The sequence below is a fragment of the Massilimicrobiota sp. SW1139 genome, assembly GCF_012027715.1.
In the GTDB taxonomy this organism is placed as follows: domain Bacteria; phylum Bacillota_I; class Bacilli_A; order Erysipelotrichales; family Coprobacillaceae; genus Allocoprobacillus; species Allocoprobacillus merdigallinarum.
In genome coordinates this window covers 1-14,071 of sequence record NZ_SJOR01000033.1, presented here as the reverse complement: position 1 = coordinate 14,071, position 14,071 = coordinate 1, and the positions used below count along the sequence as shown (strand labels likewise).

The 14,071-nt window shown below is 27.2% G+C and carries 15 protein-coding genes; 14 read left to right on the top strand and 1 reads right to left on the bottom strand.

The window, feature by feature from the left end:
* Positions 1-342 precede the first annotated feature (342 nt).
* Positions 343-672, bottom strand: coding sequence for a DUF2589 domain-containing protein (locus E0K96_RS11785; RefSeq protein WP_168083378.1), 330 nt, complete (start codon positions 670-672; stop codon positions 343-345).
* Between the two features lie 192 nt (positions 673-864).
* Here E0K96_RS11785 and E0K96_RS11780 point away from each other — a divergent pair, with 192 nt between their 5' ends.
* From E0K96_RS11780 to E0K96_RS11715, 14 genes are all read left to right on the top strand, one after another.
* Complete coding sequence (locus E0K96_RS11780; RefSeq protein WP_168083376.1) at positions 865-2,031, top strand: MerR family transcriptional regulator; 1,167 nt, start codon at positions 865-867, stop codon at positions 2,029-2,031.
* A gap of 63 nt (positions 2,032-2,094) precedes the next feature.
* Positions 2,095-2,973 (top strand): glucose-1-phosphate thymidylyltransferase RfbA, encoded by an 879-nt coding sequence (gene rfbA / locus E0K96_RS11775; RefSeq protein ID WP_168083374.1) that lies wholly within the window; start codon positions 2,095-2,097, stop codon positions 2,971-2,973.
* Positions 2,973-3,551 carry a dTDP-4-dehydrorhamnose 3,5-epimerase gene (rfbC, locus tag E0K96_RS11770; protein ID WP_168083372.1) on the top strand — a complete coding sequence of 193 codons (579 nt, stop codon included), beginning with the start codon at positions 2,973-2,975 and terminating at the stop codon, positions 3,549-3,551. Before rfbA ends, rfbC begins: the two co-directional genes overlap by 1 nt.
* Positions 3,551-4,585: a dTDP-glucose 4,6-dehydratase gene (rfbB, locus tag E0K96_RS11765; protein WP_168083370.1), complete on the top strand. Its 1,035-nt coding sequence runs from the start codon at positions 3,551-3,553 to the stop codon at positions 4,583-4,585. The genes rfbC and rfbB overlap by 1 nt, the downstream gene beginning before the upstream one ends.
* A complete protein-coding gene (rfbD, locus tag E0K96_RS11760) occupies positions 4,585-5,424 on the top strand; it encodes a dTDP-4-dehydrorhamnose reductase (RefSeq protein ID WP_168083368.1) in 840 nt (279 codons plus the stop codon). Before rfbB ends, rfbD begins: the two co-directional genes overlap by 1 nt.
* A gap of 176 nt (positions 5,425-5,600) precedes the next feature.
* A complete protein-coding gene (locus E0K96_RS11755; protein ID WP_240924518.1) occupies positions 5,601-6,944 on the top strand; it encodes a sugar transferase in 1,344 nt (447 codons plus the stop codon).
* Positions 6,945-6,994: 50 nt separating this feature from the next.
* Positions 6,995-7,444: a PssD/Cps14F family polysaccharide biosynthesis glycosyltransferase gene (pssD, locus tag E0K96_RS11750; protein ID WP_168083366.1), complete on the top strand. Its 450-nt coding sequence runs from the start codon at positions 6,995-6,997 to the stop codon at positions 7,442-7,444.
* A gap of 11 nt (positions 7,445-7,455) precedes the next feature.
* The gene (gene pssE, locus E0K96_RS11745) at positions 7,456-7,944 is read left to right on the top strand and encodes a PssE/Cps14G family polysaccharide biosynthesis glycosyltransferase (RefSeq protein WP_168083364.1); all 489 of its coding nucleotides are present in this window, start codon (positions 7,456-7,458) and stop codon (positions 7,942-7,944) included.
* 17 nt (positions 7,945-7,961) lie between these two features.
* A complete protein-coding gene (locus E0K96_RS11740) occupies positions 7,962-9,080 on the top strand; it encodes a polysaccharide pyruvyl transferase family protein (RefSeq protein ID WP_168083362.1) in 1,119 nt (372 codons plus the stop codon).
* Between the two features lie 10 nt (positions 9,081-9,090).
* Positions 9,091-10,278, top strand: coding sequence for a Coenzyme F420 hydrogenase/dehydrogenase, beta subunit C-terminal domain (locus E0K96_RS11735; protein ID WP_168083360.1), 1,188 nt, complete (start codon positions 9,091-9,093; stop codon positions 10,276-10,278).
* Positions 10,279-10,282: 4 nt separating this feature from the next.
* On the top strand, positions 10,283-11,380 hold the full coding sequence (locus E0K96_RS11730) for a glycosyltransferase (protein WP_168083358.1): 1,098 nt from the start codon (positions 10,283-10,285) through the stop codon (positions 11,378-11,380).
* A 16-nt stretch (positions 11,381-11,396) separates the two neighbouring features.
* Complete coding sequence (locus E0K96_RS11725) at positions 11,397-12,053, top strand: DUF1919 domain-containing protein (RefSeq protein WP_168083356.1); 657 nt, start codon at positions 11,397-11,399, stop codon at positions 12,051-12,053.
* 10 nt (positions 12,054-12,063) lie between these two features.
* Positions 12,064-13,092: a glycosyltransferase family 2 protein gene (locus E0K96_RS11720; protein WP_168083354.1), complete on the top strand. Its 1,029-nt coding sequence runs from the start codon at positions 12,064-12,066 to the stop codon at positions 13,090-13,092.
* Positions 13,093-13,199: 107 nt separating this feature from the next.
* Positions 13,200-13,934: an acyltransferase gene (locus E0K96_RS11715; RefSeq protein ID WP_168083352.1), complete on the top strand. Its 735-nt coding sequence runs from the start codon at positions 13,200-13,202 to the stop codon at positions 13,932-13,934.
* The last annotated feature ends 137 nt before the right edge of the window (positions 13,935-14,071 follow it).

Below are 14,071 nucleotides of genomic sequence, written 5' to 3'. Positions count from 1 at the left end.
TATTTAAATTACCATACTTTTATCTCTTCTTTTTCATGTTTATAATGATAGATGAAATTATGTTAGTTATTTGTTATAGATTTTATATATTAATGATTTAAAATACAGAATTGTTTTGAGTTTGATGGAAATGATTGTATGTGAGAATTTAAAATATGAGATGACAATAATATATGACCATTTGTATATGAAAATTGGAGAAGGAATTAAGTTGAATCTTAGTTCCTCTCCAATTTTATTATAGAGACTATCTATTCTGATATTGAGTTTTTTTTATTGATTATAAGATAACTCAAGCACTTTGAAATTTTTATTTCATATATTCAAATGAAAACATTATAATTAAGAATTCTCATCTGGTTTACTTTCTTTGATTTCCATATCAAACTCAATATAATTTGGATCGATTTGTAGATGAGGAATTGGAACAATTGTACGCAATGGGGCATCGATGTTTATATCTTTATTAATGATTGTTTCATCAGGATTCTCATTTTCTTTTGTATAATCAAATTGATCATTTCTGATTTCCTTTTGTTTTTCAAATTCAACTTCTTGAATGTATTCTGTTATCATTTGGTCAAACAATATTTTAGCGTCATCTTTAGCCTTTGATGGTTTACCAATCAATTCTTCCATATCTAGTCCTTTAAATTGACTACCTATTGACATTTTTCATCATCCTCTCATTACTTATACTTAAATATATTATAAACAATCAATGGATAGTAATCAAATATATTGAATATTTCAATAAGAGTTCCTTTGGCTTAGACATCATCACTTGTATAGATGAAACTAATATACTTGTGATAAAACTTTTAATAGTGATATAATAAAAATGATACTGAGGATGTGAGAAAAATGAACTATTATAAAACAGGTGAATTTGCTAAAAAAGCCAGTATATCTATAAGGACAGTTCGCTATTATGATAAAAAAGGATTGTTAAAACCATCATTAATTGATACCAATGGGTATCGTTTATATACTGATAAAGATTTTGAAAAACTTCAAAAAATATTATCTTTAAAATATTTAGGATTTTCTTTAGATGATATTTTTGCAATGACAGCCAATGATAGTTATTTATCTTTGAAACAGTCCTTAGACTTACAAATGAAATTGATTCAACAAAAAATAGAAACATTGCAATCTATGCAATCTTTTTTACAGGAAGCACAAAATACTCTCATTCATAATGAAAAAATAGAATGGTCCGAGTTTATGAAGAATATCCAAATGGATGAAATGGAAAAAGAACTTGTAGAGCAGTATCGTAATGCGACAAATATAGATATTAGAATGAGGTTACATGATAAATATTCTATAAATCCAATATCTTGGTTTCGTTGGTTGTTTTCTTATTATTGCTTACATGAAGACAGTTGTGTTTTAGAAATTGGTTGTGGGAATGGTCAATTATGGAAAGATAATCAAGAGTTGATACAAGGACATATTGTTTTATCAGATATATCACAAGGTATGATTGATGATGCTAAAAAGAATCTTGAAAATATATCAGATATCAATTATCAATGTTTTGATTGTTTAAATATCCCTTATCCAGATGAATCGTTTGATATAGTGATAGCAAATCATGTTTTTTTCTATTTGAAGGATTTAAATCAGGCATTGAAAGAGATTCAAAGAATTTTAAAACCAGGAGGTTATTTATATTGCAGTACTTATGGTAGTCAACATATGAAAGAAATTACAGATTTAGTCAAAGAATATAACCCTAAGATTGTATTATCAAATAGACAATTATATGACGTATTTGGATTAGATAATGGTAAAAATATTCTATTGAAATATTTTACTGAAGTTAAACAAAAAAAATATGAAGATCATTTAGAAGTTCATAATATGGATGATATTGCTAATTACATTTTATCTTGTCATGGCAATCAAAGTGAGTATATTTCTAAAGATTATATGGCTTTTAAAAAATTCCTTGATCGTAAATTATCATCACATTCTCATTTCTATATTACAAAAGATGCTGGCATGTTTATTTGTCAAAAATAGGTATTGACCATGACGTAACGTCATGGTTTATATTTTGTTTGTAGAAAATGGAGGAAAATGAATATGAAAGGAATTATTTTGGCAGGAGGAAGTGGGACAAGACTTTATCCTCTTACACAAGTCACAAGTAAACAATTATTACCTATTTATGACAAACCAATGATTTATTATCCATTAAGTATCTTGATGAATGCAGGGATTAAAGAAATTTTAATTATTTCTACTCCTGATGATACACCAAGATTTCAGGAGTTATTAGGAGATGGACATCAATTTGGAATTGAATTACAATATAAAGTACAACCATCACCTGATGGATTAGCTCAGGCATTTTTGTTGGGCGAAGAATTTATTAATGGAGATAGCTGTGCTATGATTTTAGGAGATAACATTTTCCATGGTCATGGACTTACAAAACGCTTAAAACAGGCAGCAGCTAAAACTTCTGGAGCGACTGTTTTTGGTTATTATGTTGATGATCCTGAAAGATTTGGTGTTGTTGAGTTTGATGAAAATGGAAAAGCTATTTCTATTGAAGAAAAACCAGAACATCCAAAATCAAATTATGCTGTTACTGGTTTATATTTCTATGACAATAAAGTTGTAGAATATGCCAAACAGATTAAACCAAGTGATAGAGGAGAGTTGGAAATCACAGATTTAAATAAAATTTATTTAGAAAATGGTGATTTAGAAGTCACTTTATTAGGGCAAGGGTTTACATGGTTAGATACAGGAACACATGAATCATTAGTAGATGCAACAAACTTTGTAAAGACTGTAGAAACACATTCACATAGAAAGATTGCATGTCTAGAAGAAATTGCTTATCTAAATGGATGGATTTCAAAAGAAGAGTTAGAAAAAGCATGTGAACTTTATAAAAAGAATCAGTATGGAAAATATTTAAAAGATGTATTAGAAGGGAAGTATATTGATTAATGAAAGTTATTGAAACAAAAATACCAGGAGTTTTGATTATTGAAACAGATGTTTTTGGTGATCACAGAGGTTATTTTACAGAAACATATTCTAAACCAAAATACGAAAAGTTAGGAATCACAGTTGATTTTGTACAAGATAATATGTCATTTAGTGCACAAAAAGGAACATTAAGAGGATTACATTGGCAAAACCCTCCTTATGCACAATCAAAACTTGTATCTTGTACAAAAGGAAAAGTGATTGACGTTGCTGTGGATATTAGAAAAGGTAGTCCTACATATGGTGAATGGGTATCTGTTGAATTAAGTGCTGAAAATCATAGACAGTTCTTTATTCCACAGGGATTTGCTCATGGATTTTTAACGTTAACAGATAATGTAGAATTTAGATATAAAGTTGATAATGTTTATAATAAAGAGTCTGAAGGTGGTATGCGTTATGATGATCCTACTGCTCATGTAGATTGGGGAACATTATTAAATGGTATTGAACCTGTATTAAGTGAAAAAGATCAAACAGGACCAACTTTAGAAGAATCAAATAATCAGTTTGTATATGAAGGAGAAGAAAAATAATGAAAATATTAGTCACAGGTGGAGCAGGATTTATTGGTGGTAACTTTGTTCATTATATGGTGAATAAATATCCTGAAGATATGATTGTTAATTTAGATTTATTAACTTATGCTGGTAACTTAGAAACATGTAAACCAGTTGAAGGAAAACCTAATTATAAGTTTGTCAAAGGTGATATTGCTGATAGAAAGTTTATCTTTGATTTATTCGAAAAAGAAAAATTTGATATTGTTGTGAACTTTGCAGCAGAATCACATGTTGATAGAAGTATTGAAGATCCTGAAAGTTTTGTCAGAACAAATGTTATGGGAACAACAACATTATTAGATGCATGTAATCAATATGGTATCAAAAGATATCATCAGGTATCAACTGATGAAGTTTATGGTGATTTGCCATTAGATAGACCAGACTTGTTCTTTACAGAAGAAACACCATTACATACATCTAGTCCATATAGTTCATCTAAAGCAGCTGCAGATTTATTTGTATTGGCATACCATAGAACATATGGTTTACCAGTGACAATCAGCAGATGTTCTAATAACTATGGACCATATCATTTTCCAGAAAAACTTATTCCATTAATGATTTCAAGAGCGTTAGCTGATGAATCATTACCAGTTTATGGAACAGGAGAAAATGTCAGAGACTGGTTACATGTTTATGATCATTGTGTTGCTATTGATTTAATCATTAGAAATGGAAGAGTTGGAGAAGTCTATAATGTAGGTGGACATAATGAAAGAACAAACCTTCAGGTTGTTAAAACAATCTTAAAAGCATTAGATAAACCAGAATCATTAATCAAGTATGTAGAAGATAGAAAAGGACATGATTTAAGATATGCCATTGATCCAACAAAATTGGAAACAGAATTAGGATGGAAACCAAAATATAATTTTGATACAGGAATCCAACAGACAATCCAATGGTATCTTGATAACAAGGAATGGTGGCAAAACATTCTTTCAGGAGAATATCAGAATTATTTCCAAAAAATGTATGTTGATAAAGGTAGAGTAGAAGAATAATGAAAGTATTAGTGACAGGAGTTAAAGGACAATTAGGCTACGATATTGTTAATGAGTGTCAATCAAGAAATATTGAGGCTATTGGTGTTGATATTGATGAAATGGATATCACAAATGCTTCACAAGTCCATGATGTTATTTGCAATGCGCGAGTTGATGCAGTGATTCATTGTGCGGCATGGACAGCTGTAGATAAAGCAGAAGATGAAGTAGATATGTGTAGAAAAGTCAATAAAGATGGAACAAAAAATATTGCTGATGTTTGTCAACAGTTAGATATTCCAATGATGTATTTTTCTACTGATTATGTTTTTGATGGTTTAGGTGAACAACCATGGAATGAATATGATGAAAGAAAACCACTAAATGTCTATGGACAAACGAAATACGAAGGTGAACTAATTGTTGAAAAATTAAAGAAACACTTTATTATACGTATTTCATGGGTTTTTGGAGTGAATGGACATAATTTTATTAAAACAATGCTCCGTCTAGGGAAAGAAAGAGGAGAAGTCAGTGTTGTTGATGATCAAATTGGATCACCAACCTATACATATGATTTAGCAAAGTTATGTGTAGATATGATTCAGACACAAGAATATGGAACATATCATGCAACAAATGAAGGAATTTGTTCTTGGTATGAATTTGCTTGTGAAATATTTAAGCAAGCACAAATGAATGTTAAAGTTAATCCAGTGGATTCAGCAGCATTTCCAGTTAAAGCAACAAGACCTAAAAATAGTCGCATGAATAAATCAGAACTTGATAAACATGGTTTTGATAGATTACCTACATGGCAAGATGCATTAAAGAGATATTTAAGAAATATTTTATAAAATGAAAGTGAGGTTAAAACCTCACTTTTCAATTTTATATGATGAATAAAGAGAAAATGAATGTTAGAGTTATGTAAATTATGTTGACAATTTTAACAGAATGGCATATGATGTTGAAGATAAGTGGGAAAAATGCTATAATTATGGTGTTATTTAGTAAAAGGGGAGAGGATAACATGAAGGAAAACATATTTGCTATGGGATTAATTTGTGTTGAAATGGCATTTTTTTATCTTCTCTATTTCATTGTAGACTTACCGTCAGATTTTTATTTACAGTTAGGATTACTTTGGATGATTATTATGCTTGTAAGTCAACATTATAAAATACGATCTACTCTTGTATGGGATGAAATTAGAAGCGATTTGAAGGCATTTATATATTTTGTGCTAGTTGCTTTTGTTTTTGCATATCCAAAAACAGATTTCTATTTAGAAATAGTGGGAGTAGGTTTTTTTATGTCTGTTTTTGCTGTTTTTGCAAACAGAATGATTCGTATTTTATTTAGAAACAAATTATCAAGAAAAACTTTGATTATTGGGACGGGAGATGAAGCATATCGTATTGGTAAAATTGCCAATAACAATAGATTTGCTTTAACAAATGTTATTGGATTCGTATCTACAGATAATCAAATCGATAGTGAATTGAAACAAGATATGAAATATTCTATTTATGATTATTATGAATTAAATGATTTATTAAAAAATCATGTTGATCAGGTTATTATTGCATTACCTGAGGCTACAAAAGAAGAAATAGATGTCATAACAAGACATTTATTTGATAGAGTGCGTTATATTAAGATATTACCTCAATTAAACTTTACAATGACATTTAATTCTAGAATCGATGATTTTGATGGAGAATTACTTATATCAACATCAAGAGGTAGATTAGGAATCTTTGGTAAAGTGTTAAAACGTATTATTGATATTTGCGCAGGGTTGTGTGGTTGCTTGTTACTTATCCCATTAACTATATATGTTTCTAAAAAGAATAAGAAAAGTGGAGATACAGCGCCAATATTCTTTAAACAAAAAAGAATTGGTGAAAATGGAAAAGATATATATATTTATAAATATCGCTCTATGGTACCCAATGCCGAAAAGGTATTAGATGAATTAATGGAGAAAGACCCTGCTATTAGAGAGGAATATTTAACCAATAAAAAATTAGTCAATGATCCACGCATTACTGAAGTTGGACATTTTTTAAGAAAAACTTCTCTAGATGAATTTCCACAATTTATTAATGTTCTTAAAGGAGAAATGAGTTTGGTTGGTCCAAGACCGTATCTGCCAAGAGAAAAAGATGATATGGATATATATTACCATTCTATTATTAAATGTAAGCCAGGTATTACAGGAATGTGGCAGGCTAATGGTAGAAGTGATGTTGGGTTTATTGATAGATGTAAACTCGATGATTATTATTATAAAAACTGGAGTATTGGTTTAGATATTATTATTGTCTATAAGACAATTAAGAGTGTGATTTATGGAAAAGGTGCTTTATAATATGTATCCTATTTCATATAGTATGTTCATTTTAAGAAAGGATGTTAAAAATGAAAATATGTTTAGTTGGTTCTAGTGGAGGACATTTGACTCATTTATATATGTTAAAGCCAACATGGGAAAAGTATGATCGTTTTTGGGTGACGTTTGATAAAGAAGATGCAAGAAGTATGTTAAAAGATGAGAAAATGTATTCTTGTTATTATCCTACCAATAGAAATTTTAAAAATTTAATCAAGAATACTTTTGTTGCATGGAAGGTATTACGAAAAGAAAAGCCAGATATTCTTATTTCTTCTGGTGCAGCAGTAGCTGTCCCTTTCTTTTACTTAGGAAAGCTAATGGGTAAAAAACTGATTTATATTGAAGTATTTGACAGAGTGGACAAACCAACATTAACAGGTCGTCTGGTTTATCCAATTGTTGATGAATTTATTGTCCAATGGGAAGAACAGCTAAAGGTTTATCCTAAAGCTAAGAACTTTGGAAGTATATTCTAGGAGGTAGCATCATGATATTTGTAACTGTAGGAACACATGAACAGCAATTCAACAGACTGATCAAAAAGATAGATGAACTAAAACGTGATGGAATTATTAAAGAAGAAGTAATTATGCAAACTGGTTTTTCTACGTACGAACCACAATATTGTGAAACAAAGAAACTGTTAGCTTATGATGAAATGAATGAGATGTATGAAAAAGCAGATATTATTATTACTCATGGCGGGCCAGCAAGCTTCATGAAAGCATTGGAGTTAAAGAAAATTCCTATCGTTGTACCTAGACAGCTGCAGTTTGAAGAACATGTAAACGATCATCAGATTGAGTTTGTAAAATTAGTTGAGGAAAGATTTAATAATATCATTGGGGTATATGATATTGATGATTTAGAAAATACTATTATTGAATTTAATGCTACTATAGAAAAAAAGAATACCTCTAGTTTAAGTCACAATAAAGAATTTAATGAGAAATTAAGTATGCTCATTAATAAATAGATTAAAAGGAGATATATATGACAAAAAAAGTTGGAATTATGTCCATGCAAAGAATCATAAATTATGGATCATTTTTACAAGCTTATGGATTAAAATCAATTTTAGAAGAACTTGGAGCTAAAGTAGAATTTGTTGATTATCACCCAGGAAAATGTTTGGTTGAAGAAAAAAAAGAAAGTAACAAGATCAAGCGATTAGCTTCTAAGGTATTAGAGGCATTAGAAATTGATACAAGTTTATCTAATAAAATTAATTTTATAAATTATAAACGCTCATACAAGAAGAAATATCTTCCAATGTTAGATATATCCACTGTAGCAAATTATAACACAAAGTTAGATACTTTAGTAATTGGTAGTGATGAGGTTTTTAATTGTGTCCAAAGTAATAGTAATGTCGGTTTTGCACCAGATCTCTTTGGCGCAAATAGTGAAGCTGAAAGATTAATAAGTTATGCCGCTTCTTTTGGAAATACGACATTAGAAAAGTTAAATCATTACCATAAAATTGAAGAAATCACATCATATTTAAGTGTATTTAATGCTATCTCTGTAAGAGATGAAAATTCAAAAAAAATTATTATTAATTTATTAAATATAACACCAAATAAAAATTTAGATCCTGTACTTATGTATGATTATATTCATAAATGTAATAAAATTCCATCCAATTTACACCTTGATAAGCCATACATTATACTTTATGGTTATTCTGGTAGACTGACTAAGGAAGAAGCAAAAATTGTTGAAAATTTTGCTAAAAAAAATGGTAAAAAAATTCTTTTTCTTGGTGGAATTCAACACTGTAATGGTGTTTTTAAAGATTGTTCTCCATTTGACGTACTAGGCTATTTTAAAAATGCTGATTGTATCATTACTGATACTTTCCATGGAACAATTTTCTCTTTGATTAATCATAAGCCTTTTTTGACAATTGTAAGGAAAAGTGAAAATAATAGTTATGGAAATCAAGAGAAATTAACTGATTTATTAAGTACTTTTAATTTATCGCATCGTGCTGTAAGTGAGCTATCTTCAATTGATAGTATATATGAATCAATTGATTATGATTATGTTGAAGAAAAATTAGCTGTTGAACGTGAAAAGACGTATAATTTTTTAAAGGAAAATATTTAAGAGGTAAATTATGATAATTTTATTTAACGAAAAAAAGAATTGTTGTGGTTGCGGAGCTTGTGAAAATATTTGCCCCAAAAAAGCTATATCTATGAAGGAAGATGAATATGGTTTTATCTATCCTGAAATAAATCATAATTTATGTATAGAATGTCATTTATGTGAAAAAGTATGTCATTTTCAATCAAGATCAAATTATAGCAAGGATCATATGGCTTATGCTGCAGTAACAAAAAACCAGGAAATACTTATGAATTCTACTTCTGGAGGTATATTTACGACATTAGCTCTAGAATTTATAAAAGATGGTGGTTATGTTTCCGGTTCTATCTATGATGGTGATTTTAATGTAGTGCATATTGTTTCTAATAAGATTGAAGATGTATATAAAATGCAAGGATCGAAGTATGTTCAAAGTAGTATCAATGATGCATATTTGCAAATAAAAAAACTACTCTTACAAAAAGAAAAAGTTTTATTTTCTGGAACACCTTGTCAAGTTGATGGATTATATGGATTTCTTCAAAGAGATTATGATAACCTCTATACGATTGATATTGTATGTCATGGCGTACCAAATAATAAAATGTTTAAAGATTATTTAAATTATGAAACTAAAAAGTATGGAAAAATTACTGAAATAAAATTTAGAGATAAAACTCAAGGATGGGGAACTAAAGGTAGTATCAAATTTGAAAATAAAAAAAAGATTATCTATTCAGGTACAAGCGAGTACTATTATCTATTTAATAAAAGTTTAACTTTTAGAGATTCATGCTATAAATGTAAATACTCTTCACATCACAGACCAGCAAATATAACAATTGGAGATTATTGGGGAATAGAGAAAATGGATTTTCAGTTGTTAAATAAAAAAGAAATTGATATTGATAAAGGAATTTCTTTAATAATTTGCAATAATGAACAAGGAAATGATTTTCTAGAAAAGTATAAATTTAATTTTAATATATATTTAACTACATTAGACAATGTTTCCAAATTCAACCATAATTTAAATCAACCATCAATACTACCATCGAAAAGAAATAAAATATTAAATATGTATGGTAAATCGTTTGATTTTGTTGCTGCAGACATAGCCTGTGATTTGAAAAAAGAAAAATACAAATTTATGATAAAAAAAATTGTGCCTTCTAAAATGAAAATAATTATAAAACGATTTTTAAAAAAGGGGTGAAGTAATGAAAGTTTTAGTTATTACAACTGTAAGATTTAGACAAAATGGTATTACTTCCGTAATTATGAATTATTATAGAAATATAAATAAAAAATGTGTTTCTATGGATTTTGTTGGACCGAATGATATTGATTTGGATTATCAATCTGAATTTAATGCCCATCATTCCAAATATTTTAAACTTTCTTCTAGAAAAAAGAATGTTATTAAATATTGCACTAATTTATACAAGATAATGAAATTTGGGAAATATGATGTTGTACATGTTCATGGGAGTAGTCATCTTATTGCTTTAGAATTGTTTGTTGCAAAATTAGCAAATATTAAAGTTAGAATTGCTCATTCTCATAATACAAAATGTGATCATACATTAATTCACAATTTGATAACACCTATTTTTAATTATTCTTATACATGTGCATTAGCATGTAGCGAAGATGCAGGAAGGTGGTTGTTTGGTAATAAAAATTTTTCCATAATTAATAATGGGATAGATTGTGATAAATACAAATTTGATAATGATAAAAGACTAAAATTATTAGAAGAATTAAGTCTATCTAGTAATCAATATATTATAGGGAATATTGCAGGATTTTTACCAACAAAAAATCATGAATTTATTATATCGGTGGCCGAACAATTAATAAAAGAAGATGATAAATTTTGTTTTTTACTGATTGGTGATGGAGAACTTTTTGATAATATTAAATGCAAAATTTATGAAAAAAATTTAAATAAGTATTTTAAATTATTGGGAAATGTAGCTAATGCATATGAATATTATAATGTGATGGATCTATTTATTTTGCCTTCAAAATATGAAGGGTTTCCAATGGTATTAGTTGAAGCTCAAGCTAATGGACTTAATTGTATAGTTTCTGATAAAATTACGAAAAAAACTAATATTACTAATCTTGTAAAATATTGCAGTATTGATGAAAATAAAAAATGGATTGCTCTAATAAAACAACTTTCTGTATCTAAAGTTAATAGAATTACACAATCTAATACATCGCAGATAATACTTAATGAAAAAGACTATAATGTTCAGAAAAATACCGAAATGTTATATAAAATATATAAATCATTAGTTGAAAAATAATTGCTGGAGGACTGTTATGGTTAGTATTGAAACAATTCGAATCTTATTGCGTCGAAAATATATTCACTACACATCAATTTTTAGAAAAAAATTATTAAAGAATTTAGATTTTACTATTATTTCAAATAATTGTTGGGGTGGATTTATATATCAAAGTTATAATCTACCATATCAAACACCTACCATAGGTTTATATTTTATGGCTGATGATTATATTTTGTTTTTAGAAAATCTAGATTATTGTTTAGAAGCAAACCTATCATTTATCGAACCAGGAATGTCAAAGTATTATAATATTCTTAATAATACTCATAACTTTGGTAAATATCCAATAGGTATAATTTATCTAGACGAATTAAAAATGATAGAAATTCATTTTCTCCATTATACAAATCAAACAGAGGCATTAAAAAAATGGAATAATAGAAAAAAAAGAATTAATAAAGATAAAATGATAATAAAATTTTCAGATCAAAATAATTGTAATATGGATATAATAAGGCGTTTTGAGGCATTACCATACAAAAATAAAGTTTTTTTTGGGACAAACAAATATACGAATGATACTATATATATAAAAGGACCAAGAAATTATCAATATTTACCAACATCATATGAACCATTTGGAAACTCAGCAAAATTTAATGTAACAAAATATATTAATAATTTATAAAGGAGTATATATGCAAGAAAATATGTTAAATACGGATATGATTAGTGTAGTTGTACCTGTCTATAATGTTGAAAAGTACCTAGAGGAATGTATAGAGAGTATTTTAAAACAAGTATATACAAATTATGAAATTATTTTAGTTGATGATGGTTCAACTGATAGTAGTGGGAATATATGTGATTTTTACGCTTTAAATTTTCCAAATATTCAAGTTATTCATAAAAATAACGAAGGGCTTGGTATGGCTAGGAATACTGGCATTGAAAGAGCAAAAGGTGATTATATAACGTTTATTGATTCAGATGATTATGTAGATGAAAATTTACTTTTAGATTTAATTTCTAATATAAAAAAATGTAATGCTGATGTATGTTTGGGAGGATTTAAAAAAGTAAGTGATGATAAAAAGATATTATTTACTGAGCAATATAATATGGCTGTTTATTATCACAATGGGGTAACAAATGATATCTTTATTAAGATGTTAGGTAGTTTACCAAATAAACATGATGTAATTAGAATGTCTGTTTGCAATACATTATTTAAATTATCAATAATAAATAAATATAATTTAAGATTTTTGTCCGAAAGAGAATATATTTCTGAAGACTTACTTTTTGATTTAGATTACTATCTTCATGCAAATAAGTGCATTTTATTAAATAATATTAATTATAATTATCGTTATAATCCTTCATCATTAACTACTTCCTATAAAAAAGATAGATTTAATTCAACAATCAAATTTTTTGAATATTTAGAACAAAGATTATATTATTATAAATTTAATGATGAAAGTATATTAAGAATGAAAAAAATGTTTTTTGTATATTTACGTAGTTGCATTAAACAAGAAAAAATAAAGGTTTCAGAAAAAACTTTTTTTGAGTCAATTAGTAATATTAAAAATATGTGTAATAACAATTATGTGAAAAAAATAATTAATACGTATCCTTATTTTCAGCTTAACTTTAAGCAGATGTTTTTTATATTATTAATAAAGTTAAAAGTATATTATTTATTATATTTTTTATTATAAATCTATTTGATTTTTTAATTAGATTTTCGAGTAAAATACTTATTTTATCTCAATATAGTTTAAACAATGAAATGAATATATAAAAATACGAAAAGGATTGTGATTAAATGATACATTTATTAAAAAATATCGCTAATAGTTTAATTTTTAAAGAAAAAAAAGATTCAGAAACATATATAAAATATTTAAAATCTAAAGGTGCAAAAATAGGTGAAAGAGTTATTTTCTATGATTCAAAGCATTCTTTAGTTGATACTACAAGATCATATATGATAGAAATAGGTGATGATGTTCAAATTACTAGAGGTGTAGTTATACTAACTCATGACTATGGATGGGCAGTTACTAAAGGAAAATATGGCAGTGTATTAGGAAGTGCAGGAAGCGTTCATATTGGAAACAATGTATTTATAGGAATGAATACTATAATATTAAAAGGATCAAATATAGGAAACAACGTTATTATTGGAGCAAATTCAACTGTTAGTGGTATAGTAGAAAGCGATTCAGTATATGCAGGAAGTCCTGCTAAAAAAATTATGAGTATTGAAGAATATTATCAAAAGAGAATTGCAAAACAAATTGATGAGGCATATGATTTATTTGACTCATATTTTACCAGTTTCAATAAGGTTCCTAGAAAAGAAGAGTTTGATGAATTTTTCTTTTTATTTGAAGATAGAAAAGAGGAATTAATAAAAGAATTTAAATTAAAGATGGAGTTAATAAATAATTATGAATTTAGTTATAATGTCTTTCAAACACAAGATTCATTGCAGAAATTTAAATCGTATGATGAATTTATTAAATATTGTATTAATCGAAAAGAAAATACTAAATAACTTTGTATTTTTATGTTAAAGGAGGAAGATGAAATGGAATTATCAAAAATAAAAAAATATGATTTTTACATGATATTTATTTTTTTACTTATATTTTTATATTATTTTCAGAATGTTAACATTATTTTTCCTTCTAT